The organism is Microbacterium oxydans, assembly GCF_900095745.1.
GTDB lineage: Bacteria > Actinomycetota > Actinomycetes > Actinomycetales > Microbacteriaceae > Microbacterium > Microbacterium oxydans_B.
Genome location: NZ_FMIR01000019.1, coordinates 169,347 through 194,038, shown reverse-complemented (window position 1 = coordinate 194,038; position 24,692 = coordinate 169,347). Strand labels below are relative to the sequence as shown.

At 67.6% G+C, this 24,692-nt stretch carries 22 protein-coding genes and 1 tRNA gene; 20 read left to right on the top strand and 3 right to left on the bottom strand.

Annotated features, from left to right (window positions below):
• Window positions 1–16: 16 nt before the first annotated feature.
• The 14 genes from hisG to BQ2383_RS16405 all read left to right on the top strand — a co-directional run bounded on the left by hisG (window position 17) and on the right by BQ2383_RS16405 (window position 15,403).
• The gene (hisG, locus tag BQ2383_RS16470) at window positions 17–859 is read left to right on the top strand and encodes an ATP phosphoribosyltransferase (RefSeq protein WP_091036411.1); all 843 of its coding nucleotides are present in this window, start codon (window positions 17–19) and stop codon (window positions 857–859) included.
• The gene (gene hisF / locus BQ2383_RS16465; protein ID WP_091036408.1) at window positions 859–1,620 is read left to right on the top strand and encodes an imidazole glycerol phosphate synthase subunit HisF; all 762 of its coding nucleotides are present in this window, start codon (window positions 859–861) and stop codon (window positions 1,618–1,620) included. The genes hisG and hisF overlap by 1 nt, the downstream gene beginning before the upstream one ends.
• Window positions 1,617–1,976, top strand: coding sequence for a phosphoribosyl-AMP cyclohydrolase (hisI, locus tag BQ2383_RS16460; protein WP_091036406.1), 360 nt, complete (start codon window positions 1,617–1,619; stop codon window positions 1,974–1,976). The genes hisF and hisI overlap by 4 nt, the downstream gene beginning before the upstream one ends.
• Complete coding sequence (locus tag BQ2383_RS16455; protein WP_091036403.1) at window positions 1,973–2,560, top strand: Trp biosynthesis-associated membrane protein; 588 nt, start codon at window positions 1,973–1,975, stop codon at window positions 2,558–2,560. The genes hisI and BQ2383_RS16455 overlap by 4 nt, the downstream gene beginning before the upstream one ends.
• Before the next feature lie 47 nt (window positions 2,561–2,607).
• On the top strand, window positions 2,608–2,838 hold the full coding sequence (locus tag BQ2383_RS16450) for an HGxxPAAW family protein (protein WP_029263367.1): 231 nt from the start codon (window positions 2,608–2,610) through the stop codon (window positions 2,836–2,838).
• A gap of 2 nt (window positions 2,839–2,840) precedes the next feature.
• Entirely contained in the window at window positions 2,841–3,611 is a 771-nt protein-coding gene (trpC, locus tag BQ2383_RS16445; RefSeq protein ID WP_208617702.1) for an indole-3-glycerol phosphate synthase TrpC, read from the top strand.
• Complete coding sequence (trpB, locus tag BQ2383_RS16440; RefSeq protein ID WP_091036395.1) at window positions 3,611–4,879, top strand: tryptophan synthase subunit beta; 1,269 nt, start codon at window positions 3,611–3,613, stop codon at window positions 4,877–4,879. Before trpC ends, trpB begins: the two co-directional genes overlap by 1 nt.
• The gene (gene trpA / locus BQ2383_RS16435) at window positions 4,876–5,679 is read left to right on the top strand and encodes a tryptophan synthase subunit alpha (protein ID WP_091036393.1); all 804 of its coding nucleotides are present in this window, start codon (window positions 4,876–4,878) and stop codon (window positions 5,677–5,679) included. Before trpB ends, trpA begins: the two co-directional genes overlap by 4 nt.
• Window positions 5,680–5,689: 10 nt before the next feature.
• Entirely contained in the window at window positions 5,690–6,715 is a 1,026-nt protein-coding gene (gene lgt / locus BQ2383_RS16430; RefSeq protein ID WP_091036390.1) for a prolipoprotein diacylglyceryl transferase, read from the top strand.
• A gap of 145 nt (window positions 6,716–6,860) precedes the next feature.
• A complete protein-coding gene (gene gltB / locus BQ2383_RS16425; RefSeq protein ID WP_091036388.1) occupies window positions 6,861–11,384 on the top strand; it encodes a glutamate synthase large subunit in 4,524 nt (1,507 codons plus the stop codon).
• Window positions 11,377–12,843: a glutamate synthase subunit beta gene (locus BQ2383_RS16420; RefSeq protein WP_091036385.1), complete on the top strand. Its 1,467-nt coding sequence runs from the start codon at window positions 11,377–11,379 to the stop codon at window positions 12,841–12,843. The genes gltB and BQ2383_RS16420 overlap by 8 nt, the downstream gene beginning before the upstream one ends.
• 58 nt (window positions 12,844–12,901) lie before the next feature.
• Window positions 12,902–14,350, top strand: a complete 1,449-nt coding sequence (gene pyk / locus BQ2383_RS16415) for a pyruvate kinase (protein WP_091036382.1) — start codon at window positions 12,902–12,904, stop codon at window positions 14,348–14,350.
• Window positions 14,351–14,469: 119 nt separating this feature from the next.
• Entirely contained in the window at window positions 14,470–14,655 is a 186-nt protein-coding gene (locus BQ2383_RS16410) for a hypothetical protein (protein ID WP_091036379.1), read from the top strand.
• Between the two features lie 91 nt (window positions 14,656–14,746).
• Complete coding sequence (locus BQ2383_RS16405; RefSeq protein ID WP_244176034.1) at window positions 14,747–15,403, top strand: esterase/lipase family protein; 657 nt, start codon at window positions 14,747–14,749, stop codon at window positions 15,401–15,403.
• A gap of 5 nt (window positions 15,404–15,408) precedes the next feature.
• Here the strand turns inward: BQ2383_RS16405 and BQ2383_RS16400 are convergent, their stop codons facing one another.
• On the bottom strand, window positions 15,409–15,885 hold the full coding sequence (locus tag BQ2383_RS16400; protein ID WP_091036376.1) for a hypothetical protein: 477 nt from the start codon (window positions 15,883–15,885) through the stop codon (window positions 15,409–15,411).
• Between the two features lie 94 nt (window positions 15,886–15,979).
• Window positions 15,980–16,062 (bottom strand) — tRNA-Leu (locus tag BQ2383_RS16395).
• Window positions 16,063–16,161: 99 nt separating this feature from the next.
• Here BQ2383_RS16395 and BQ2383_RS16390 point away from each other — a divergent pair.
• Window positions 16,162–16,782, top strand: a complete 621-nt coding sequence (locus BQ2383_RS16390) for an ANTAR domain-containing response regulator (RefSeq protein WP_017830602.1) — start codon at window positions 16,162–16,164, stop codon at window positions 16,780–16,782.
• A gap of 2 nt (window positions 16,783–16,784) precedes the next feature.
• Window positions 16,785–17,360 carry a GNAT family N-acetyltransferase gene (locus tag BQ2383_RS16385; protein ID WP_091036374.1) on the top strand — a complete coding sequence of 192 codons (576 nt, stop codon included), beginning with the start codon at window positions 16,785–16,787 and terminating at the stop codon, window positions 17,358–17,360.
• On the opposite strand, the gene BQ2383_RS16380 is transcribed toward BQ2383_RS16385, so the two are convergent.
• The gene (locus tag BQ2383_RS16380) at window positions 17,335–17,763 is read right to left on the bottom strand and encodes a hotdog fold thioesterase (protein WP_091036371.1); all 429 of its coding nucleotides are present in this window, start codon (window positions 17,761–17,763) and stop codon (window positions 17,335–17,337) included. The genes BQ2383_RS16385 and BQ2383_RS16380 overlap by 26 nt on opposite strands.
• Window positions 17,764–17,808: 45 nt before the next feature.
• Between BQ2383_RS16380 and polA the strand changes: the two genes are divergently transcribed.
• Genes polA through BQ2383_RS16360 form a run of 4 tightly spaced genes read left to right on the top strand, consistent with a single transcriptional unit; the run spans window position 17,809 to window position 24,651 of the window.
• The gene (polA, locus tag BQ2383_RS16375; protein WP_208617689.1) at window positions 17,809–20,442 is read left to right on the top strand and encodes a DNA polymerase I; all 2,634 of its coding nucleotides are present in this window, start codon (window positions 17,809–17,811) and stop codon (window positions 20,440–20,442) included.
• A 41-nt stretch (window positions 20,443–20,483) separates the two neighbouring features.
• Window positions 20,484–22,160, top strand: a complete 1,677-nt coding sequence (locus tag BQ2383_RS16370) for a DUF885 domain-containing protein (protein ID WP_091036365.1) — start codon at window positions 20,484–20,486, stop codon at window positions 22,158–22,160.
• Window positions 22,161–22,214: 54 nt separating this feature from the next.
• Entirely contained in the window at window positions 22,215–23,249 is a 1,035-nt protein-coding gene (locus BQ2383_RS16365) for an LLM class flavin-dependent oxidoreductase (RefSeq protein WP_091036361.1), read from the top strand.
• A 49-nt stretch (window positions 23,250–23,298) separates the two neighbouring features.
• The gene (locus tag BQ2383_RS16360) at window positions 23,299–24,651 is read left to right on the top strand and encodes an MFS transporter (RefSeq protein ID WP_091036359.1); all 1,353 of its coding nucleotides are present in this window, start codon (window positions 23,299–23,301) and stop codon (window positions 24,649–24,651) included.
• Window positions 24,652–24,692 lie beyond the last annotated feature (41 nt).

Here is a 24,692-nt window from a genome sequence, read left to right as displayed (position 1 = left end):
GAACTGAAAGCACTCCATGCTGCGCATCGCCGTTCCCAACAAGGGCTCACTCTCCGAGACCGCCGCCGACATGCTCGCCGAGGCGGGTTATGCCGGTCGCCGTGACCCCAAGACCCTCCACGTCATCGACGCCGAGAACGACGTCGAGTTCTTCTTCCTCCGCCCCAAGGACATCGCGACCTACGTCGGCTCCGGCGCGATCGATGTGGGCATCACTGGCCGTGACCTGCTGCTCGACGCGCGGATGCCCGGTGCCCGCGAGATCGAGGCGCTCGGCTTCGCGGGATCCACGTTCCGCTTCGCGGCGCCCACCGGCCGCTACACCGACGTGGCCGAGCTCGACGGACTTCGCATCGCCACCTCCTACCCGGGGCTGGTCGACGCGTTCCTCGACGAGCGCGACATCGCGGTCGACCTCGTTCCGCTCGACGGAGCGGTCGAATCGGCCGTCCGCCTCGGTGTGGCCGACGCGGTCGCCGATGTCGTCGAGACAGGGACCACACTCCGCCAGGCCGGGCTCGAGGTCTTCGGTCCGGTCATCTTGCAGTCGGAGGCCGTGCTCATCGCCGGTCCCGCCGATGCCGAGGGTGCCGAGACGCTCCTGCGCCGGCTTCGCGGCGTCATGGTCGCTCGCCGTTTCGTGATGATCGACTACGACCTGCCGGTCGCTCTCCTCGATGAGGCCGTGAAGATCGCCGGTGGCGTCGAGTCGCCGACCGTCTCACCGCTGCGCGACCCGGAATGGGTGGCCGTACGCGTCATGGTCGCGCGCACGCGGGTCAACCCGGTCATGGATGCGCTCTATGCGCTCGGCGCTCGCGCCATCCTGGTCACCGCCATCCACAACGCGAGGCTCTGATGACTCTCGCCAGCCGTGTCATCCCGTGTCTGGATGTGGCCGAAGGCCGTGTGGTCAAGGGTGTGAACTTCGAGAATCTGCGCGACATGGGCGACCCGGTCGAACTCGCCAGGCACTATGCGGCCCAGGGTGCCGACGAGATCACGTTCCTCGATGTGACCGCCACGGTCGATGCCCGAGCCACGACCTACGACGTCGTGCAGCGCACCGCCGAGCAGGTGTTCGTGCCGCTGACGGTCGGCGGGGGAGTGCGCAGCGCCGAAGACGTCGCCCGGCTGCTCTCGGTCGGCGCCGACAAGGTGGGGGTCAACTCGGCTGCCATCGCACGCCCCGAGTTGATCGGCGAGATCGCGGACCGCTTCGGCGCACAGGTGCTCGTCCTGTCGCTCGACGTGAAGCGCGCGCCGACCACGCCCTCCGGCTTCGTCGTCACGACGCACGGTGGTCGCACGCAGACCACCCTCGACGCGGTCGCCTGGGCGCGAGAGGCCGTCGAGCGGGGCGCGGGTGAACTGCTGGTCAACTCGATCGATGCCGACGGCACGCGCGACGGGTTCGACCTCGAGCTCGTACGACTCATGCGAGAAGCCGCGTCCGTGCCGGTGATCGCGTCGGGCGGCGCCGGTCAGGTGTCCGATTTCGCGCCGGCCATCAAAGCCGGAGCCGATGCCGTGCTCGCGGCGAGCGTCTTCCACACGGGTGCACTCACCGTCGGTGACGTCAAGGACGCCCTGCGCGCAGAGGGTGTGGTGGTTCGATGACCGCCGTGGAAGACCGCATCGCGCAGGTCGCCTTCAATGCAGACGGACTGGCGCCCGTGATCGTGCAGCAGTTCGACACGCATGAGGTGCTGATGCTCGCGTGGGTCGACGCCGAGGCGCTGCGGCGCACGCTGACTTCGGGGCGGGCGACCTACTGGTCCCGGTCCCGCCAGGAGTACTGGCGCAAGGGCGACACGTCGGGCCACATCCAGGTGGTGCACGAGGCGCGCCTCGACTGCGACGGCGATGCCATCCTGCTCCTGGTCGCCCAGACCGGCCCCGCCTGCCACACGGGCACGCGCACCTGTTTCGACACCACCGATCTCGAGGCCACCACGGGAACGGATCAGGCATGAGCTTCGCACAGCGCGGTCGCTCGCTCTCCGTCTCCGGCTTCCTGCTCGCCGGTGCGATCGGCATCATCTCGTCGACCCAGACGTGGTTGACGGTGGAGCGTGCGGATGCCGGCGAGGCGATCCTGGTTCCGGGAGCCTCCGCCCTGGTACTGCTCGCTCCGCTCAGCCTGGCGGTGCTCGCCCTCGGTGCGGCCCTCGCCATCTCCGGCAAGGTCGTGCGCCTCGTCTTCGGCGTGCTCGCGGCAGCGACGGCGCTGTTCCTCGGCTGGTCGACGATCCAGCTCCTGCTCACCGAGCCTTTCGACGCCGTCGCCGCGACCGTGACCGAGGTCACGGGTCTCGCCGGTGGTGGCGCGGTCCACGAGGTCGTCACGAGCATCGTGCCGTCGGCGTGGCCGTACATCGCCCTCGTCGGATGGGTGATCCTGCTCGCTGCATCGGTGGTGGTCCTCACGACCTGGCGCGGCTGGAAGGCGGGCGGCCGACGGTATCGCACCGACCACGTCGAAGCCGCACACGAAGGGCCCGTGGACGCAGTCGATTCCTGGGACGACCTGTCCCGAGGAACCGATCCGACGCATTGACCCCGATAGACTGATTCCGAACTGCACGTCGTCCCCCGGAGGAGAACATGACCAACCCGATCGCCGATCCCGGCCACGGACACTCGCCTGCAGCCTGGACCGCCGTGGTCATCATGCTGGTCGGCGTCGCCGCCGCCACAGTCGCGTTCTGCTTCGAGCAGCCGGTGCTCGTCATGATCTCGCTGGTGCTCGTCCCGATCGGTGCGATCGCGGGTTGGGTGCTCGCCAGGGCCGGTTACGGCGTGAAGGGTCCGAAGTACGCTCCGAAGGCGCACTAATGGTGCTCGCCGACCTGACGGCCGGCGCAGTCGCAGACGCTGAGCGTCGTGCTCTGTCGCGCCCGCTGGATGCGGTCGAACGCGCGGCGCTCGCGCGCCCGGCCGCCAAGGACGCACTCTCGTTCCTCGCCCCCGCCGATCGCGTCAAGATCATCGCCGAGGTCAAGCGAGCGAGCCCGTCGCGTGGCGCACTCGCCGAGATCCCCGACCCTGCTCTGCAGGCATCCCTGTATGAGACGGGCGGAGCCTCGGCGATCAGCGTGCTCACGGAGGAGCGTCGCTTCGGCGGCAGCCTGGCCGACCTCGAGGCCGTCACGGCCCGCGTGTCACTGCCGGTGTTGCGCAAGGACTTCATCGCCACCCGCTATCAGGTGCTCGAGGCTCGAGCCGCGGGCGCCGATCTGGTGCTGCTGATCGTCGCCGGTCTCGAACCAGATGTCCTTCGGGATCTGTTCGGCTTCGTCGGCGAGCTGGGCATGACGCCTCTCGTCGAGACGCATTCGGCCGACGAGCTCGAGGCCGCGATCGACCTGGGCGCCCCGCTGATCGGTGTGAACGCACGCGATCTGAAGACCCTCGAGCTCGACCGCGACCTGTTCGGACGCCTGGTCGACCGCATCCCGACGACCGCGGTCAAGATCGCCGAATCTGCGGTGCTCACGCCCGCCGATGTGGTGCACTACCGCTCCGCCGGCGCCGACGTCGTCCTGATCGGCGAGGCGCTCGTGACCGGCGATCCCGTCGCCACCCTCAAGAGTTTCCTGGAGGCATGATGAGCCTGCGCGACCAGCACGGCCCCTTCTTCGGCGAGTTCGGCGGGCGCTTCATGCCCGAGTCGCTCATCGCCGCGATCGACGAGCTGACCGTCGCGTACGAGGAGGCGATCGTCGACCCGGCCTTCCGGGATGAGCTCGCACACCTCCTGAGCTCGTATGCGGGCCGCCCCTCGGCCATCACCGAGGCGCCGCGGTTCGCAGAGCACGCCGGGGGTGCGCGCGTCTTCCTCAAGCGTGAAGACCTGAACCACACGGGGTCGCACAAGATCAACAACGTGCTCGGCCAGGCGCTGCTCACGAAGCGCCTCGGCAAGACCCGCGTGATCGCCGAGACCGGTGCGGGACAGCACGGTGTCGCTACGGCGACCGCCGCAGCACTGTTCGGTCTGGACTGCACGATCTACATGGGCGAGGTCGACACCGAGCGTCAGGCGCTCAACGTCGCCCGTATGCGTCTTCTCGGCGCGGAGGTCATCCCGGTCACTTCGGGTTCGCGCACGCTCAAGGACGCGATCAACGACGCCTACCGCGACTGGGTGGCGTCGGTCGAGACGACCAACTACATCTTCGGCACCGCCGCCGGTCCGCACCCGTTCCCGGCGATGGTCCGCGACTTCCAGAAGATCATCGGCGAAGAGGCCCGCGCGCAACTGCTCGACGAGGTCGGTCGGCTCCCGGATGCGGTCGTCGCCTGTGTGGGTGGCGGATCCAACGCCATCGGCATGTTCGACGCGTTCCTCGACGACGAGGGCGTCAAGCTCTACGGCGTGGAGGCAGCCGGTGACGGCGTCGACACCGAGAAGCACGCGGCCTCGATCGAGCGCGGGCGCCCCGGTGTGCTGCACGGCGCCAAGACGTACGTGCTCCAGAACGAAGACGGTCAGACCATCGAGTCGCACTCCATCTCCGCCGGACTCGACTATCCGGGCGTCGGTCCGGAGCACTCGTGGCTCGCCGACATCGGGCGCGCCGAGTACATCCCGGCCACCGATGACGAGGCGATGCAGGCGCTGCGGCTGCTCAGCCGCACCGAGGGCATCATCCCGGCCATCGAGTCGGCCCATGCTCTCGCCGGCGCTCTGCGCATCGGACGCGAGCTGGGCCCGGATGGGCTCATCGCGATCTGTCTCTCCGGCCGCGGCGACAAGGACATGGACACCGCCGCACGCTACTTCGCGCTGTACGACGAAGCCGCGCTCGCGCACGACGTCGCCGAGGAGAGCGAGGCCGAAGACACGGCCTCGAAGGGGGAGCCGCAGCTATGAGTCGCGTCGAACAGGCGATCCAGCGCGCACAGGACGCCGGTCGCAGCGCCTTCGTCGGATATCTGCCGGTCGGTTTCCCCGACCTCGAGACGAGCATCCAGGCCGCCATCGCCCTGGCCGAGAACGGCGTCGACATCATTGAGCTGGGCCCGCCGTACAGCGACCCGGTGATGGACGGCGCGATCATCCAGGAGGCGACCACCACGGCTCTCGCCGCGGGGTTCCGGATGGCCGACCTCTTCACGGCGATCCGTGCGATCACCGAGGCCACCGACGTGCCCGTCCTCGTGATGACGTACTGGAACCCCGTCATGCAGTACGGCGTCGACCGCTACGCCGACGACCTGCTCGCCGCGGGCGGCGCGGGGCTCATCACACCTGACATCACGCCCGACGCCGCAGGGGAGTGGATCGCCGCCAGTGAGCGGACCGGTCTCGATCGGGTGTTCCTCGCAGCCCCCACCTCGTCCGACGAGCGGCTCGACCTCGTGGTGAAGTCGTCCACCGGTTTCGTCTACACGGTCTCGACCATGGGCATCACGGGGGAGCGCGCCGAACTCGACCGCGCCGCCCGCACCCTGGTCGGCCGCCTCCGCGCACACGGGGCGCACCGCGCGTGCGTGGGCATCGGCATCTCCACCGCCGAACAGATCGCCGGTGTGTCGGAGTACGCCGACGGCGCCATCGTCGGGACCGCACTGGTCCGCGCTCTCCGTGACGGCGGCGTCCCCGCCCTCGGCGAGGTCACCCGAAACCTGGCAGCCGGCACCGCGTCGGCGCGCCCCGATACCGAGAACTAGAATCGCACTCATGTCACTCGCGTTCCCCAGCACCGTCACCAACGTGCTCGCCAGCATCCCGAGCCCTCCGGTGTCGTACATCGACCTCGGACCCGTACGGATCCACTTCTACGCGCTGTGCATCATCGCGGGCATCATCGCGGCGACGCTGCTGACCAACTACCGCCTGACCAAGCGCGGAGCGGAGCCGTGGGTCGTGATCGACATCTCGATCCTCGCCGTGCCGCTGGCCATCATCGGTGCCCGAATCTTCCACGTGCTCACCCACCCGAACTTCTACTTCGGCGAGGGCAGGAACACCTGGAACCCGTTCGAGCCCGGTTCGGTGTGGGCCATCTGGGAGGGCGGGATCGCGATCTTCGGCGCTCTGATCGGCGGCGCGATCGGCGCGTACCTCGGCTGCCGATGGACGGGCATCCGCTTCTGGACGTTCGCCGACGCGCTGGCGCCCGGTCTGCTGCTCGCTCAGGCCATGGGCCGCTTCGGCAACTGGTTCAACCACGAGCTCTTCGGCCTTCCCACCGACCTGCCGTGGGGGCTGGAGATCGAGTCGACGAACTCGGCATTCCCTGCCGGTCTGCCCGAGGGCACCCTGTTCCACCCGACCTTCCTCTACGAGGTGATCTGGAACGGCCTGGGCGTACTGGTGCTCCTGTGGCTCGGCCGCAAGCTGTTCTTCCAGTGGGGACGCCTGTTCGCGATCTACCTCATCTGGTACAGCGCGGGCCGCATCGTCTGGGAGTCGATCCGCATCGATCCGAGCGAGATCATCCTGGGCCTGCGCAGCAACGTCTGGGCGGCGATCATCGGCGTCGTCGTCGGGCTGGTGATCCTCGTCGTGCAGACGCGTCGTCACCCCGGTCTCGAGCCCTCGCCGTACCAGCCGGGACGCGAGAAGACCGACGCCGACGCTGATGTACAATCGCAGAACAATCCCTCTGACTTCGTGGACGTGAGCGAGCCTCCGACCGAGGAAGTCACCGCAGGAGCCACTGCCACAAGCACTGCTCCCACGAGCGAGAACGGCTCCCGATAACAACGCCACCTCGTGGCGGGAGAACCATTGCACTGAACGAGCGGGCCGACGTCGTCCCCGGGTTTCACTGAAGATCTGAGGACGGTAACTGGTGTATTTCCAGCCACCCTACGGCGCGTCCGGCGCCTACCCCCCGAAGCAGGGCATGTACAACCCGGCGTTCGAAAAAGACGCCTGCGGCCTCGCCATGGTCGCGACCCTGCGCGGCGAAGCCGGGCACGACATCATCGCGTTGGCCCTCGAGGCCCTGCGCAACCTGGAGCACCGCGGAGCCATCGGCTCCGATGCGGGCACCGGGGACGGCGCCGGCATCCTGACGCAGATGCCCGATGCATTCCTCCGCGCAGTCGTCGGCTTCGAACTGCCGCCCGTGGGGGAGTACGCCGCTGGACTGGCCTTCCTGCCTCGCGATTCGAGCGAGCGCCGCCAGCAGAAAGCCGGGATCGAGAAGATCGCCCGCTCCGAGGGACTTCGCGTCCTCGGCTGGCGCGAGGTTCCCACCGCCAACGAGAACCTCGGCAAGCTCGCCGATGAGGCGCGTCCTGCCTTCGAGCAGCTGTTCGTCAGCGCCGGCGGAGCGACCCACACCGATGCCCCTCTGACGGGCATCGCCCTCGACCGCGTCGCCTACCGCCTGCGCAAGCGCGCCGGACACGAGCTCGGCGCCTACTTCGTCTCCCTCTCGGCCCGCACCCTCGGGTACAAGGGCATGGTCACGACGCTGCAGCTCGAACCGTTCTACCCCGACCTGCAGGACGAGCGCTTCGCCTCGGAGCTGGCCGTCGTGCATTCCCGCTACTCCACGAACACCTTCCCGTCGTGGCCGCTCGCGCAGCCTCTGCGCATGCTCGCCCACAACGGCGAGATCAACACGGTCGGCGGAAACCGCAACTGGATGCGCGCCCGCCAGTCGCAGCTCGAGTCCGAGCTTCTCGGCGACATCCAGCCGCTGCTTCCGATCTGCACCGACGGCGCCAGCGACTCCGCGTCGTTCGACGAGGTGCTCGAGCTGCTGACCCTGACCGGGCGCAGTCTGCCGCACGCCATCATGATGATGGTTCCCGAGGCGTACGAGAAGCAGGCCGACATCACGCCGGAGCTGCGCTCGTTCTACGAGTACCACTCCAACCAGATGGAGCCGTGGGACGGTCCGGCCGCCCTCATCTTCACCGACGGCACGCTCGTCGGCGCCACGCTCGACCGCAACGGTCTGCGTCCCGGACGCTGGACCGAGACGACCGACGGCCTGGTCGTGATCGGTTCCGAGACCGGTGTGCTGCAGTTCGAGCCCGAGCGCATCAAGCGTCGCGGACGCCTGCAGCCGGGGAAGATGTTCCTCGTCGACACCTCGCAGCGTCGCATCGTCGAAGACAGCGAGATCAAGCACGATCTCGCCACGATGCACCCGTGGCAGGAGTGGCTGGATGCCGGCGCCGTGCGGCTCGCCGAGCTGCCCGAGCGCGAGCACATCGTGCACCCGCCCGCATCGATCACCCGTCGTCAGCGCACGTTCGGATACACCGAGGAAGAGGTCCGCATCCTCCTCACGCCGATGGGGCAGACGGGTGTCGAGCCTCTCGGCGCGATGGGCTCGGACACGCCGATCGCGGTGCTCAGCAAGCGTCCGCGCCTGCTGTTCGACTACTTCACGCAGCAGTTCGCCCAGGTCACGAACCCGCCGCTCGACTCGATCCGTGAAGAGGTCGTCACGAGCCTCAAGCTGGGCCTCGGCCCCGAGAGCAACCTGCTCTCCTGGGGTCCGGAGCACACGCGCACCGTGTCGCTCGACTTCCCGGTGATCGACAACGACGAGCTCGCGAAGATCCGCCACATCGACAAGGCCATGCCCGGTCGGTCGAGCGCGACCATTCGCGGTCTGTACCACTTCGATGCCGGCCCCCAGACGCTGCAGGACCGTCTCACGGAGATGTGCGCCGAGGTCGACGAGGCGATCGCGAACGGTGCCGAGTTCATCATCCTGTCCGACCGTGACTCGAACAAGGATCTCACTCCCATCCCGTCGCTGCTCATGGTCTCGGCGATCCACCACCACCTCATCCGGCGCGAGAACCGCATGAAGGTCGGTCTCATCGTCGAAGCCGGTGACGTTCGCGAGGTTCATCACGTCGCGACCCTGATCGGTTACGGCGCCTCCGCCGTCAACCCGTACCTCGCGATGGAGACGGTCGAGCACCTGGTGCGCACCGGCTACATCACCGGGATCTCGCCGGAGAAGGCCGTCAAGAACCTGATCTACGCGCTCGGCAAGGGCGTGCTCAAGATCATGTCGAAGATGGGCATCTCCACGGTGTCGTCGTACGCGGGCGCCCAGGTGTTCGAGGCGGTCGGACTCAGCCAGGAGTTCATCGACGCCTACTTCACGCGCACCGAGTCCAAGCTCGGCGGCATCGGCATCGAGCAGGTCTTCGCCGAGAACCAGGCGCGTCACGACTACGCCTATCCCGAGGATGCTGCTGCGCGTGCGCACGAGCGGCTGTGGACCGGCGGCGAGTACCAGTGGCGGCGTGACGGTTCCCCGCACCTGTTCAACCCGGAGACGGTGTTCAAGCTGCAGCACTCGACCCGCACCCGGCGCTACGACATCTTCCGTGAGTACACGAAGCTCGTCGACGATCAGGCGGCCGAGCTGAAGACGCTGCGCGGTCTGTTCCAGCTGCGCACCGGCACACGCAAGCCCGTCCCGCTGGACGAGGTCGAGCCGGTGTCCGCGATCGTCAAGCGCTTCTCGACGGGCGCGATGAGCTATGGCTCGATCTCCCGTGAGGCGCACGAGACGCTCGCGATCGCGATGAACAGCATCGGCGCGAAGTCGAACACGGGCGAGGGCGGCGAAGACCCCGACCGTCTCGTCGATCCCGAGCGCCGCAGCTCGATCAAGCAGGTGGCCTCCGGACGCTTCGGAGTGACCAGCCTGTACCTCACCGAGGCCGACGACATCCAGATCAAGCTCGCCCAGGGCGCCAAGCCCGGCGAGGGCGGTCAGCTGCCGCCGACCAAGGTGTACCCGTGGGTGGCGCGCACCCGTCATGCGACGGCCGGCGTCGGACTCATCTCCCCGCCGCCGCACCACGACATCTACTCGATCGAAGACCTCAAGCAGCTCATCTTCGACCTGAAGCGGGCGAACCCCGAGGCGCGCATCCATACGAAGCTCGTGAGCCAGTCGGGTATCGGCGCAGTGTCGGCCGGCGTGGCCAAGGCGCTCAGCGACGTCATCCTGGTCTCCGGCCACGACGGCGGAACGGGTGCGAGCCCCCTGAACTCGCTCAAGCACGCGGGAACGCCGTGGGAGCTCGGTCTCGCCGAGACACAGCAGACGCTCATGCTCAACGGCATGCGCGACCGCGTGGTGGTGCAGGTCGACGGTCAGCTCAAGACCGGCCGCGATGTGATCATCGGCGCGCTGCTGGGTGCGGAGGAGTTCGGCTTCGCCACGGCTCCGCTCGTCGTCAGCGGCTGCATCATGATGCGCGTCTGCCACCTCGACACCTGCCCCGTGGGCGTCGCGACACAGAACCCGGTGCTGCGCGAGCGGTTCACGGGCAAGCCGGAGTTCGTCGTCAACTTCATGGAGTTCATCGCCGAAGAGGTGCGTGAACTCCTCGCGGAGCTCGGCTACCGCTCGATCGACGAGATCGTCGGCCGCGCCGACCTCATCGAGGTCAACGCCGCGGTCGAGCACTGGAAGGCCGACGGACTCGACCTCACCCCCGTTCTCGAAGGCCCGGTGTTCCCGGCGGGCGAGCCGCGTCGCAGCGGTCGCACGCAGGATCACGAGCTCGAGAAGCACTTCGACGTGCAGCTGATCGACATCGCCAAGGGCGCACTGCTCAACGGCGAACCCGTCGTGGTCGAGCTGCCGATCGCCAACACCGAGCGCGCCGTCGGCACGATGCTGGGACACCAGGTGACTTCGCGGCACGGCGCCGCCGGTCTGCCCGAGGGCACCATCGACGTGACGCTGCACGGCACCGCCGGACAGTCGCTCGGTGCTTTCCTCCCGCCGGGGATCGTGCTGCGCCTGGAGGGCGACGCGAACGACTACGTCGGCAAGGGACTCTCGGGTGGCGACATCACCATCCGTCCGCCGCGCGGTTCTGCGATCGCTCCGCATGAGAACGTGATCGCCGGCAACGTGATCGGCTACGGCGCGACTTCGGGGACGATGTTCATCTCCGGTGTCGTGGGTGAGCGCTTCCTCGTCCGCAACTCGGGCGCGACCGCGGTCGTCGAGGGGGTGGGCGACCACGCGCTGGAGTACATGACCGGCGGGCTCGCCGTGATCCTCGGATCGACCGGGCGCAACTTCGGTGCGGGCATGTCCGGGGGAGTGGCGTACGTGCACGCGCTCGACACGAGCAAGGTGAACGCCCAGTCGCTCGGCAGCGGGGAGCTTCTGCTCGAACCGCTCGACCGTGCCGACCTCGAGGTACTGCGCAGCCTGCTGGTCGCGCACGTCGAACGTACGGCCTCGCCGCGAGCATCTGCGCTTCTCGAGAGCTTCGAGGAGACCGCTGCAGAGTTCGTGAAGGTGCTGCCTCGTGACTTCGCCGCCGTGCGGAGCATGCGCGAGGAGGCACTGGCCGAGGGGATCGACCCCGACGGCGACATCGTGTGGAACCGCATCCTGGAGGTGACCGGTGGCTGACCCCAAAGGCTTTCTGAAGGTGACCGAGCGGGAACTTCCCGCCCGTCGCCCCGTGCCCGTGCGCATCATGGACTGGAAAGAGGTCTATGAGCCGGGCGACAAGCAGGTCCTGCGTCGTCAGGCCGGTCGCTGCATGGATTGCGGCGTGCCTTTCTGCCACCAGGGCTGCCCGCTCGGCAACCTGATCCCCGAGTGGAACGACCTGACGTGGCGTGGCGAGGGTCGCGAGGCGATCGAGCGCCTCCACGCCACGAACAACTTCCCGGAGTTCACCGGTCGTCTGTGCCCCGCACCGTGCGAGAGCTCGTGCGTGCTCGGCATCAACCAGCCCGCCGTGACCATCAAGCAGATCGAGGTCTCGATCATCGACGAGGCCTTCGCCAAGGGGTGGGTCGAGGCGGAGCCGCCGGAGCGCCTGACCGGCAAGACCGTCGCGGTCGTCGGATCGGGGCCCGCGGGTCTCGCCGCCGCCCAGCAGCTCACGCGTGCCGGCCACACCGTCGCGGTCTTCGAGCGCGACGACCGCATCGGCGGTCTGCTGCGCTACGGCATCCCGGACTTCAAGATGGAGAAGTCGCAGCTCGAGTCGCGCCTTCGCCAGATGCAGGAGGAGGGCACCCGCTTCCGCGCGGGCGTCGAGATCGGCAAGGACATCTCCTGGCCAGACCTGCGTGCGCGCTACGACGCGGTCGTCATCGCGACCGGTTCGACGGTGCCGCGTGATCTCGCCATCCCCGGACGCGACCTCGACGGGGTCCACTTCGCCATGGAGTACCTGGTCGAGTCCAACCACGTGGTCGCCGGCGACAAGGTCCCCGACCAGATCAGCGCCGAAGGCAAGCATGTCATCGTCATCGGCGGCGGCGACACCGGCGCCGACTGCATCGGCACCGCACACCGTCAGGGCGCGCTGAGCGTCACCAACCTCGCGATCGGCAAGCAGCCGGGCGACGCGCGTCCCGACCACCAGCCGTGGCCGATGATGCCGACCCTGTTCGAGGTCTCCTCTGCGCACGAGGAGGGCGGCGAGCGGGTGTTCCTCGCGTCGACCGTCGAGTTCCTCGGCAACGAGGTCGGCGAGGTCCGTGCGCTGCGGGTGGCCGAGACCGAGTACATCGACGGTCGTCGCGTGCCCAAGAGCGGCACCGAGCGCGAGATCCCGGCCGACCTGATCCTCATCGCCATGGGGTTCACCGGCCCTGAGCAGGACGGCTACACCGAGGAGACGCTCCCGCAGGTCACCGACCGTGGCGCGTTCCGTCGCGACAACGGCTACGAGTCGACGGTTCCCGGCGTGTTCGTCGCCGGCGACGCCGGCCGTGGACAGTCGCTCATCGTCTGGGCCATCGCCGAGGGCCGCGCGGCCGCCGCGAACGTCGATCGGTTCCTGATGGGCACCACGGTTCTTCCCGAGCCGGTGCGCCCGAGCGATGTCGCGATCGGTCTCCAGCCCGCGTAGGCTGAGGCCGGCACCGTCGCCTGATTTACCTTCCCCCACTTCTACCCTGGAGAAATCTTTGAGACGCGCGAAAATCGTCGCCACCCTGGGCCCCGCCACCTCCACCTATGAGACGGTGCGTGCACTGATCGATGCGGGGGTGGACGTCGCTCGACTGAACCTCAGCCACGGTGACTACTCCGTGCACGAGAACAACTACGCCAACGTGCGTCGTGCCGCAGAGGACGCCGGTCGCCCGGTCGCCATCCTCGTCGACCTGCAGGGACCGAAGATCCGTCTCGGCAAGTTCGAGAACGGCCCGTACGAGCTCGCCAAGGGCGACATCTTCAAGATCACCACCGAAGACATCATCGGCAACAAGGACATCTGCGGAACGACCTTCAAGGGCCTCCCGCAGGACGTCAAGCCCGGTGACTTCCTCCTCATCGACGACGGCAAGGTCCGTGTCGAGGTCGTCGAGACCGACGGTGTGACCGTCACCACGAAGGTCATCGTCGCGGGCGCCGTATCCAACAACAAGGGCATCAACCTGCCCGGTGTCGCCGTGAACGTCCCCGCACTGAGCGAGAAGGACGAGGACGACCTGCGTTGGGGTCTGCGCATCGGCGCCGATCTGATCGCCCTGTCGTTCGTGCGCAACGCCTCCGATGTCACCCGCGTGCACGAGATCATGGCGGAAGAGGGCGTTCGCGTCCCCGTCATCGCCAAGGTCGAGAAGCCGCAGGCCGTCGACGCACTCGAAGAGATCGTCGACGCATTCGATTCGATCATGGTCGCCCGTGGCGACCTCGGTGTCGAGCTTCCGCTCGAGGCCGTACCGATCGTGCAGAAGCGCGCCGTCGAGATCGCCCGCCGCATGGCGAAGCCCGTCATCGTCGCGACGCAGATGCTCGAGTCGATGATCAACAGCCCCGTGCCGACGCGCGCCGAGACCTCGGACGTCGCGAACGCCGTGCTCGACGGTGCGGACGCGGTCATGCTTTCCGGTGAGACCAGCGTCGGCGACTACCCGGTCGTCGTGGTCGAGACCATGGCTCGCATCATCGAGTCGACCGAGGAGCACGGCCTGGAGCGCATCGCGCCGCTCACGGCCAAGCCCCGCACCCAGGGTGGTGCGATCACCCTGGCCGCCCTCGAGGTCGCCGAGTTCGTCGACGCGAAGTTCCTCTGCGTGTTCACGCAGTCGGGTGACTCCGCGCGTCGTCTCTCGCGCCTGCGCTCGCGCATCCCGATGATCGCGTTCACGCCGGAACCCGACATCCGCCGCCGTATGGCCCTCACGTGGGGCATCCGCTCGACCCTGGTCGACATGGTGCAGCACACCGACCTGATGTATCACCAGGTCGACGAGTATCTGCTCGGCAACAAGCTGGCCGAGGAAGGGGACAAGGTCGTCGTGATCTCCGGTTCCCCTCCCGGAATCATCGGATCGACGAACGACCTTCGCGTGCACAAGGTCGGCGATGCGATCCGCGGTGCAGCCCCGATCTACAAGGCCGGCGTCTGACACTCAGCATCCAGAGGGGGCGAGACTTCGGTCTCGCCCCCTCTGTCGTGCGGTCGTGGGTCATGTCCGATCCGCGATCTTTCCTGTAACGTGATACATGTCTGATTGGAAGTCGATCTGTGCCTAGACCCACATTCCTGGGCGGGTGGTGGCCCGCTATCCTGTTCTTCGCTTCACTCCTCCTGGCTGCGATCACCCGCATCGATCCATGGATCATCGGCATTTCCACGGCGTCGCTGATCCTGATCGGCTTCGGCGTCGAGTGGTGGGCGCAGCAATCCCGTCGACAGAAGCCACCGGCCTGATCGCTGGGTGAAAAGTGGAGGGACGTCCGGTGCGGTCCGGTAGTTTTTCCCTCATGAGTCGAAGCCGTCTGCGGAGGAGCACGTCATCGGCGTGCTGAGGAACGCGGGCTGGTGGCTGGCCGACTACGCGTACGCGGGCTACTGGCAGCTGCGCGCGACGTTCGACCGCACCGACGCCGCGAACTTCGCATCGGGGAGCGCCGCGCACATCGTCGTCCTGCCCGGAGTATACGAGACCTGGAAGTTCATGCAGCCCCTCGTGGAGCAGATGCACGCGCGCGGCCACGCCGTCCACATCGTCGACACGCTTCGTCGGAACGAGCGTCCGGTGGCCGACATCGCGGCGGCTGTCGCGGAGTTCCTCGAGCGCCAAGGGCTCACCGACGTGATCCTGGTCGCACACAGCAAGGGAGGCCTCGCAGGCAAGCTCGTCATGACCGGCCCGGCGGGGGAGCGGGTGCGCTCGATGCTGGCGATCGCTACGCCGTTCGGCGGCTCGCGCTACGCCCGTCTGATGCTGTCGCGCACCCTGCGCGCCTTCTCGCCGGAAGATCCATCGATCGTGGACATCGCCCGGCAGCTCACGGTCAATGAACGGATCGTGTCGATCTATGCAGCGTTCGATCCGCACATCCCGGAGGGGAGCGAGCTGGCCGGGGCAAAGAACGTGCGACTCGAGACCGGAGGGCACTTCCGGATCCTCCAGCACCCTCGCGTCCTGGCCGAACTGGCCGTGCTTGCCGAGTAGTCGCCTCAGCGCGAGGTGAAGGATAGGAACGCAGCGATCAGCCCTGCGAAGACGAGGATCCCGATCGCGACACCGTGGACGACGCGACCGGCGACGAGCATCGGGAGGTCACGTCCGTCATAGGACGCGGGATTGAACATCAAGCGCCGTGCCCCGTAGCTCCAGCGGATGTGGAATCCGATGCCGCGGAGCGCGTGCGCTGGTGCGGCGAAGGTCTGTCCCCGCGCTTCGCGCGATGCCTTCCACGTCGCCTGCACCGCGTACCAGGTGATGACGAAGAACGGCATCACCAACGATGCTGCCCAGGCGATGAGCGCGATTCCGATCAGGAGTCCCGCTCCCGAACCCAGCGAGCGGTACAGGAACACGCCGAGAGCGGCGAGTCCCACGGCCGCGGGAACGAGCAGCAGACCCCAGCCCCAGCCGGGATGGAGTTCGACCGGCTGAGGGCGAGTGACCACTTCGTCATCAGGCCAGTTCATCGCAGTCTCCTCCGGTCATCGCGCCCGCGGGCCCGGGATGCGAGGTCGATCTGAGGCTGTGCGAGTGATTCAGCGGTCTCGACCGCGATTCGTGTGCCGGCGGTGGGACTCGAACCCACACGCCCTTTCGGACAAAGCATTTTGAGTGCTCCGCGTCTGCCATTCCGCCACGCCGGCTCGTGTGTCGCGTCTACGACTTTAGCGCAGGGGAGAGGCGCGATCCTCCGCGCCGAGCACCTACAGCCCGCTCACCGACCACTCCACTAGGATAGTTCTGTGACAGAGCAAGAAGAGCAGGCCGAGCAGCCCACGTCATCCGCCCCCCGACGCGTCGTCGTCGCCGAGGATGAGTCGCTGATCCGCCTCGACATCGTCGAGATCCTCCGCGACAACGGCTTCGATGTCGTCGGTGAGGCCGGTGACGGCGAGACCGCGGTCGCGCTCGCGACCGAGCTGCGTCCCGACCTGGTCATCATGGACGTGAAGATGCCTCAGCTCGACGGCATCAGCGCCGCCGAGAAGCTGCACAAGGGCAACATCGCGCCGGTCGTCCTCCTCACGGCGTTCAGCCAGAAGGAGCTCGTCGAGCGGGCAAGCGAAGCAGGCGCACTCGCCTACGTCGTGAAGCCGTTCACGCCGAACGACCTCCTCCCCGCGATCGAGATCGCCCTCGCCCGCCACGAGCAGATCATCACGCTCGAGGCCGAAGTCGCCGACATGGTCGAGCGCTTCGAGACCCGCAAGCTCGTCGACCGGGCCAAGGGTCTGCTCAACGAGAAGATGGGCCTGAGCGAGCCCGAGGCGTTCCGCTGGATCCAGAAGGCGTCCATGGACCGCCGCCTGACGATGCAGGACGTCGCCAAGGCCATCATCGAGCAGCTCGCCCCCAAGAAGTAGCGGTGAGCGCCGGAGTCCTCCGGCTCGATGGCGAGCACATCCTGCGACCCGTCCGCACCGGCGACGGTGCAGCGCTTTCGAGGGCCTACCTGTCGAACCGAGAGCACCTCGCGCCGTGGGAGCCGATTCGCGACGAGTCCTTCTTCACGATCGAATCGCAGGAGCGTCACGCGCAAGAGTGCGTCGCCGACGCTGAGTCCGGTCGCAGCATCCGTTTCGTGATCGAGTCCGAAGACGGTGAGATCCGTGGACGGATGAACATCAACAACATCGTCCGTGGTGCGTTCTGGAGCGCCGACCTCGGCTATTGGGTCGACGTCGCGAGGCAGCACCGCGGACTCGCGACCCGCGCGGTGTCACAGATCCTGGAATACTCGCGCACGGAGCTGCGTCTCCACCGGATGCAGGCCGCAACACTGCTGCACAACATCGGATCCCAGCGCGTTCTCCTCGGAAACGGCTTCGAGCGCATCGGACTGGCTCCGAAGTATCTCCGCATCGCGGGGGAGTGGCAGGATCACGTGCTGTTCCAGCGGCTGCTGGAGGAGCCGCTCAGCGCTCTGCGGGAACGTCCTTGATCATGTTGGTGATGCGGATCGTCGAGCAGCGCCGACCCTGATCATCGGTCACGACGATCTCGTGGACGGTGATGCTTCGCCCCAGATGAACGGGCGTGCATACCCCGGTCACGACCCCGGAGGTCGCGGAGCGCGTGTGAGTCGCATTGATGTCGACACCGACCGCCAGCCGACCGGCGCCGGCGTGGAGGTTCGCGGCCATCGAGCCGAGCGATTCTCCGAGCACCACGTACGCGCCGCCGTGCATGAGCCCGACGGGCTGCGTGTTGCCCTCGACGGGCATCGTCGCGACGCAGCGTTCGACGCTGAACTCGACGAACTCCATGCCCATCTTCTCGGCCAGAGCACCCATCCCGCGGGCCGTGGCCCAGTCGAGTCCCTCGCTCGTCGCGACGTCGCTCATGCATCCTCCTCAGCGGGTGTCTGTCGTCCTCGTTAGGCTGACAGGGTGACGGACTCCGCAAAGCCTACCCTCATGGTCATCGACGGCCATTCGCTCGCCTATCGTGCCTTCTTCGCCCTTCCGGTCGAGAACTTCACGACCAAGGACAACCAGCACACGAACGGCATCTACGGGTTCCTGTCGATGCTGGTGAACCTCATCAAAGCCGAGCAGCCGACGCACCTGGCCATCGCCTTCGACACCTCGCGTCACTCGTTCCGCACCGATGAGTATCCGGAATACAAGGCCACGCGCTCCGAGTCGCCGCAGGAGTTCAAGGGACAGATCCCGCTGCTGCAGGACTGCCTCGCCGCCATGTCGATCCCGGTCCTCACGAAAGAGGGGATCGAGGCCGACGACATCCTCGCGACGCTCGCGTCCCAGGGCGCGGAACAGGGCTTCGATGTCCTCGTCGTCTCGGGCGACCGCGACACCATCCAGCTCGTCAACGACGATGTCACGCTGCTCTACCCGTCGGTGCAGGGCGTCTCCCAACTCAAGCGCTACGACCCGACGACCGTCCAGGAGCGTTACGGGGTCCGGCCCGAGCAGTACCCCGACATCGCGGCACTCGTCGGCGAGACCAGCGACAACCTGCCCGGCGTGCCGAAGGTCGGCGAGAAGACCGCGGTCAAGTGGCTCACGCAGTTCGGGTCACTCGACGAGCTGATCGCGCGAGCCGATGAGATCAAGGGCGTGGTCGGCGGAAATCTCCGCGATCACATCGAAGACGTGCGCCGCAACCGCAAGCTCAACCGTCTGCTCACCGATGTCGAGCTTCCGGTCGGACCGGCTGACCTCGAGGTCGCACCGATCGACGCGCAGGCCGTGCGCGACATCTTCGCCCGTCTGGAGTTCCGCACGCTCCTGCCTCGGGTGTTCGAGGCCGTCGGAGCGGGCGAAGTCGCCGACGATCCAGCCTCCGTCGTCGTCCTTCCCGTCCCGTCCGAGGTCGCGCCCGCCGATCTCGCTGCCTGGGCCGCAGCGCAGGACGGCGATGTCTCCCTCCGCGTCGCCACCCAGGGCGGCGTCCCGGTGCGCATCGGCGCGGCCACGCTGACCGAGCTGCGCGAGGCCGACTGGACGGACACCGCTGCCGAAGCCCTGCGCGAATGGATCGAATCCGACGCGCCGAAGGTGCTCCACGACGCGAAGCTGCAGGTCAAGGCACTGATCCGTCAGGGCATCCGTCTCCGCGGCCTTTCGTACGACACGAGTCTCGCCGGCTGGCTGCTGCGCCCCAGCTTCCCCGACAAGACCCTCGCCGACCTGGTCGAGCGCTATCTGGGCGAGAAGCTCCCGGAAGCCGACCCGTCGCAGCTCGTGCCCGAGACCGAGGGTGCGACGCCGTCGCAGGAGGCGTGGTTCGCCCTGCGCGTCGCCGATGCGCTGCGGGAAGACATCCCGGAGTCGGTGGGCACGGTCCTGGTCGACATCGAGCTGCCGACTCTCCTCACCCTGGCCGATATGGAGGTCGCCGGCGTGGCGGTCTCCCACGAGGTGCTCTCGACCTTCTCCGGCGAGCTCGCCACGCGCGCCGAGGGGCTCGCCCAGGAGGCGTTCTCCGTGGTCGGACGTGAGTTCAACCTCGGCTCGCCCAAACAGCTGCAGGAGGTCCTGTTCGAAGACCTCCAGCTCCCGAAGACGCGCAAGACGAAGACGGGGTACTCGACGGATGCCGCGGTCCTCGCCGACCTGCAGGAAAGCCACCCGCATCCCTTCCTGAGCCTGCTGCTGCAGCACCGCGAAGCCACAAAGCTCCGTCAGATCATCGAATCGCTCGACACGGCGATCGGCGACGACCACCGCGTCCACACGACGTATGTGCAGACCGGAAGTCAGACCGGACGGCTCTCCAGTACCGACCCCAACCTGCAGAACATCCCGGTGCGCACCGAGGAATCCCGCCGCATCCGCAGTGCGTTCGAGGTCGGCGAGGGTTACGAAGCTCTCCTCACCGCCGACTACTCGCAGATCGAGATGCGCATCATGGCGCACCTGTCAGGCGACGAAGGGCTGATCGAGGCGTTCAACAGCGGTGAAGACCTGCACCGTTTCGTGGGTGCACGGGTCTTCGGCGTCGACCCGAGCGATGTGACGCCGGCCATGCGCACCAAGGTCAAGGCGATGTCGTACGGCCTGGTCTACGGGCTCTCGGCGTTCGGGCTGTCGAAGCAGCTGCGTATCGAGCAGTCCGAGGCCAAGCAGCTCATGGTCGAGTACTTCGCCCGTTTCGGCGCAGTGCGCGACTACCTGCGCGCCTCGGTGATGAAGGCCAAGGAGGTCGGCTACACCGAGACGATCTTCGGTCGTCGCCGTCCGTTCCCCGACCTCGCGAGCCCGAACCGGGTGCTGCGGGAGAACGCCGAGCGTGCAGCTCTCAATGCGCCGATCCAGGGCAGTGCGGCCGACATCATGAAGATCGCGCTGCTGCACATCCACGACGATCTGCGGTCCGAACAGCTCTCTTCGCGGGTGCTGCTGCAGATTCACGATGAGCTCGTGGTCGAAGTCGCTCCGGGGGAGTGGGATGCCACCGAGCGCATCGTCCGCTCGCGCATGGGAGACGCAGCCGAGCTGACCGTGCCGCTCGACGTGCAGGTCGGCCGTGGTCGCGATTGGAACGAAGCCGCGCACTGACCTCCGGCGGTGGGAGGGGGCCGGGGATTAGGCTGGCAGTTATGACTTCAGCTCCCCGCACCCCCTCCGCCATCGACGCCGTCGCCGATGAATGGGTCGACAAGATCGCGGTTCTGGCGCCCACGCTCGGCACCTATATCGGCCGCGATGAGGTGAACGATCGTTTCGGCGACCTGAGCCCGGCCGGACATGAGGAGATCGCCGAGGCGACCCGGTCGACCCTCGACAAGCTGTCTGCCCTCACGCCGGTCGACGCGATCGACGAGGTCACCAAGACCGATCTCAGCGCGGAACTCCGCCTGGACCTCGAGCTCCACGACGCCAAGTGGCATCTCCGCGACCTCAACGTCATCGCCTCGGCCGCGCAGGATGTGCGTTCGGCGTTCGACCTGATGCCGACGTCGACGGTCGAGGACTGGGACGTCGTCGCGACTCGCCTGGCCGCCGTCCCCGGCGCGCTCCGCGGCTACGTCGAGACGCTTCGCACCGGCATCGCCGAGGGCATCACGCCCGCACGTCGTCAGGTGGTCGAAGTCGCCACCCAGATCGATCGCTACACCGCCGATGACGGGTTCTTCGCCGCCTTCGTGGCCGAAGCCGACCCCGACGAGGGCCAGCTCCCCGCATCCCTGGCTCGTACGCTCGCCGACAACTCCGCCGCCGCACGCGTCGCCTACGACGAGCTGCGTCGCTTCCTGGCCGAGGAACTCGCCCCCGCGGCCGGAGACGTCGATGCCGTCGGTCGCGAACTGTACGCGCTCAACTCGCGCCGGTTCCTCGGTGCGACGATCGATCTCGACGAGACGTACGAATGGGGTCGGGAAGAGCTCGCACGCATGGTTGCCGAGCAGACCGCGATCGCGAACGAGATTCTTCCTGGAGCCTCGGTCGAAGAAGCCGTTGCTCATCTCGAGGCCGACCCCACCCGCAAGCTCGTCGGCACGGATGCACTGCAGAAGTGGATGCAGGAGACCAGCGACCGTGCGGTCGCCGAGCTCGGTGCCTCGCACTTCGACATCCCCGAGGCGATTCGCACCCTGGAGTGCATGATCGCCCCCACGCAGGAGGGTGGGATCTACTACACCGGCCCGACGGACGACTTCTCGCGTCCCGGTCGCATGTGGTGGTCCGTGCCCGAGGGCGTCACGGAGTTCGACACCTGGCGCGAACTCACCACGGTCTTCCATGAGGGCGTGCCCGGTCACCACCTCCAGATCGCGCAGGCCGTCTACAACCGCGCGGAGCTCAACTCCTGGCGCCGTCTGCTCGCCGGCACCTCGGGGCATGCCGAGGGCTGGGCCCTCTACGCAGAGCGTCTGATGGAGCAGCTCGGCTACCTCGACGACCCGGCCGACCGTCTCGGCATGCTCGATGGGCAGCGGATGCGTGCGGCCCGGGTCGTCCTCGACATCGGCGTGCACCTCGGCAAGCCCCGCCTCGACGGTACCGGCGTCTGGGACGCGGACTACGCGCTCGACTTCATGCGCCACAACGTGAACATGTCCGATCAGTTCGTGCAGTTCGAGGTCAACCGGTACCTCGGCTGGCCGGGGCAGGCGCCTTCGTACAAGGTCGGACAGCGCATCTGGGAGCAGGTTCGCGACGGCGTCCGTGCCTCCGAGGGCGACGCGTTCTCGTTCAAGGATTTCCACAAGAGGGCGCTCGACATCGGCGGCGTCGGCCTCGACACGCTGCGCACCGCTCTGCTGCCACGCTGACGGGAATGCTGCTTGGCCATTCCGTGTTCATTCATGTGAATAGAAAGGCGTGACATGAGCATCGAATTCGGGCTGGACACCTTCGGCGACATCACAAGGGGCGCGGACGGAGAGCTCCTCACCGGGGCGCAGACGATCCGCAACATGGTGGCGCAGGCGGAACTCGCCGACACCGTCGGTGTGAACTTCTTCGGGGTGGGGGAGCACCACCGCACGGAGTTCGCCGTCTCCGCGCCGGAGATGGTGCTCGCCGCCATCGCCGCGCGCACCGAGCACATCCGACTCGGCACAGCGGTCACTGTGCTGTCGTCCGATGACCCGGTGCGGGTGTTCGAGCGGTTCTCGACGCTCGATGCGCTCTCGAACGGGCGGGCCGAAGTCGTCCTCGGACGCGGCTCCTTCATCGAGTCCTTCCCGCTCTTCGGCTACGACCTGCGTGACTACGACGCCCTGTTCGAGCAGAAGCTCGAGCTCTTCGTCGAGCTGCTCAAGGAGGAGCCGGTCACATGGTCCGGCACCATGCGCGCTTCCCTCGAGAACGCGAATGTCTTCCCGAAGACCGAGAACGGCCTGCGCACCTGGGTCGGCGTCGGCGGTAGCCCGGAGTCGGTCGTGCGGGTCGCCCGCCACGGTCTCGGTCTGATGCTGGCGATCATCGGGGGCCCGGCGCACCGTTTCAAGCCGTTCGTCGATCTCTACCACCGTTCGGTCGCCTCGTTCGGGACGACATCGCACCCGATCTCGGTGCACTCGCCGGGGCACATCGGCGAGACCGACGCCGAAGCCTGGGATGCCGCATACTCCGGCTTCGAGGCGATGAACAACACGATCGGGCGAGAGCGCGGATGGCCCGCGTACAGCCGCGCGCGGTTCCAGAACGACGTCGGACCGGAGGGCGCGATCTACGCCGGCTCCCCGGACCGCGTCGCGGCGAAGATCGCCGACACGATCACCACTCTCGGTCTGGGCCGCTTCGACCTGAAGTACGCCACCGGCACCCTTTCGCACGAGTCGATGATGCGCAGCATCGAGCTGTACGGCACCGAGGTCATCCCGCGGGTCCGCAAGATCCTCGCCGACCGCGCCTGAGGCGTCATCCGAGGCGGGGCGGGGTTGGCGCGGCTCTACGATGAGGAGCATGGCCAACACCGCCCTGCCGAGCCGCGCGTCGCTCGCTGAGCGCCTGGACGTCCTCCCGTTCACGCGTCGTCACTTCCGCCTCCTCACCGGATCCGGCCTCGGATGGGCGCTGGACGCCATGGACGTCGGCCTCATCTCGTTCATCCTCGCGGCGCTCACGCAGCAGTGGGATCTCAGCAAGAGCGATGCCGGCTGGATCGCGTCGATCGGTTTCGTCGGCATGGCGATCGGCGCCACCCTCGGCGGGCTCCTCGCGGATCGCTTCGGACGACGGCAGGTGTTCGCGCTCACGTTGCTCGTGTACGGGGTCGCGACGGGAGCGAGCGCGCTCGTCGGCGGACTCGCTGCCCTTCTCGTCCTGCGGTTCCTGGTCGGTCTGGGCCTCGGTGCCGAGCTCCCGGTCGCGTCGACCTATGTGAGCGAGTTCGCTCCCGCACGTATCCGGGGTCGGTTGATCGTCGTACTGGAGGCCTTCTGGGCACTCGGCTGGACCGCCGCGGCGGTGATCGGGTTCCTCGTCATCCCCGCCTCCGACGACGGGTGGCGATGGGCCTTCGCGCTCGGCGCCATCCCCGCGATCTACGCGCTGTTCGTCCGGTGGCGGATGCCCGAATCCCCGCGTTGGCTCGCCTCCCGGGGTCGCATCGCAGAAGCGGATCGCATCGTGTCGGCGTTCGAGGCGGATGCCGGCGTCCTCTCCGCACCGGCCATCCGGAAGGAGCCGCCCTCTCGAGCGATCGCGATCACCGCGCGCGCACGACTCGCGACCCTGTGGAACCGCGAGTTCCGACTGCGGACGCTGTGCCTGTGGATTGTCTGGCTCGGGGTGAACTTCGCCTATTACGGCGCGTTCATCTGGATCCCCAGCATCCTCGTGGATGCGGGCTTCGACCTCGTCAAGTCCTTCGGCTTCACCCTCATCATCACGCTTGCCCAGCTCCCCGGATACGCGGTCGCGGCCTGGCTGATCGAGGTCTGGGGGAGACGTCTGACCCTCTCGGTCTTCCTGGTGGGTTCGGCCGCGTCGGCCGTGATCTTCGGTACGGCGTCCACCGAGGGCGCGATCATCGGCGCGGGAATGGCGCTGTCTTTCTTCAACCTCGGCGCCTGGGGCGCGCTTTACGCGGTGACGCCGGAGATCTATCCCACGTCTCTACGGGGGACCGGGGCGGGGTGGGCAGCCGGGATCGGTCGTATCGCCTCGATCGTGGCGCCGCTGTCGGTTCCCGCGCTTCTTCTCACCGGGGGAGCCCCCTTGCTCTTCGCGGTGTTCGGCGCCTGCTTCCTCGGTGCGGCCGCCGCGGCGTGGGGCCTCGTCGACCGCGGCGGCCAGGCTCTCGACGACAGGTGACGACGCGGGGCACCCCGAAGCGACCGTCGTGTCGTCGGCCC

Coding starts and splice junctions, on each gene's coding strand:
- hisG (WP_091036411.1), top strand. CDS start 17: ATGCTGCGCATCGCCGTTCCCAACAAGGGCTCACTCTCCGAGACCGCC.
- hisF (WP_091036408.1), top strand. CDS start 859: ATGACTCTCGCCAGCCGTGTCATCCCGTGTCTGGATGTGGCCGAAGGC.
- hisI (WP_091036406.1), top strand. CDS start 1,617: ATGACCGCCGTGGAAGACCGCATCGCGCAGGTCGCCTTCAATGCAGAC.
- BQ2383_RS16455 (WP_091036403.1), top strand. CDS start 1,973: ATGAGCTTCGCACAGCGCGGTCGCTCGCTCTCCGTCTCCGGCTTCCTG.
- BQ2383_RS16450 (WP_029263367.1), top strand. CDS start 2,608: ATGACCAACCCGATCGCCGATCCCGGCCACGGACACTCGCCTGCAGCC.
- trpB (WP_091036395.1), top strand. CDS start 3,611: ATGAGCCTGCGCGACCAGCACGGCCCCTTCTTCGGCGAGTTCGGCGGG.
- trpA (WP_091036393.1), top strand. CDS start 4,876: ATGAGTCGCGTCGAACAGGCGATCCAGCGCGCACAGGACGCCGGTCGC.
- lgt (WP_091036390.1), top strand. CDS start 5,690: ATGTCACTCGCGTTCCCCAGCACCGTCACCAACGTGCTCGCCAGCATC.
- gltB (WP_091036388.1), top strand. CDS start 6,861: ATGTACAACCCGGCGTTCGAAAAAGACGCCTGCGGCCTCGCCATGGTC.
- BQ2383_RS16400 (WP_091036376.1), bottom strand. CDS start 15,885: ATGAACTGGCCTGATGACGAAGTGGTCACTCGCCCTCAGCCGGTCGAA.
- BQ2383_RS16380 (WP_091036371.1), bottom strand. CDS start 17,763: ATGAGCGACGTCGCGACGAGCGAGGGACTCGACTGGGCCACGGCCCGC.
- BQ2383_RS16370 (WP_091036365.1), top strand. CDS start 20,484: ATGACTTCAGCTCCCCGCACCCCCTCCGCCATCGACGCCGTCGCCGAT.
- BQ2383_RS16365 (WP_091036361.1), top strand. CDS start 22,215: ATGAGCATCGAATTCGGGCTGGACACCTTCGGCGACATCACAAGGGGC.
- BQ2383_RS16360 (WP_091036359.1), top strand. CDS start 23,299: ATGGCCAACACCGCCCTGCCGAGCCGCGCGTCGCTCGCTGAGCGCCTG.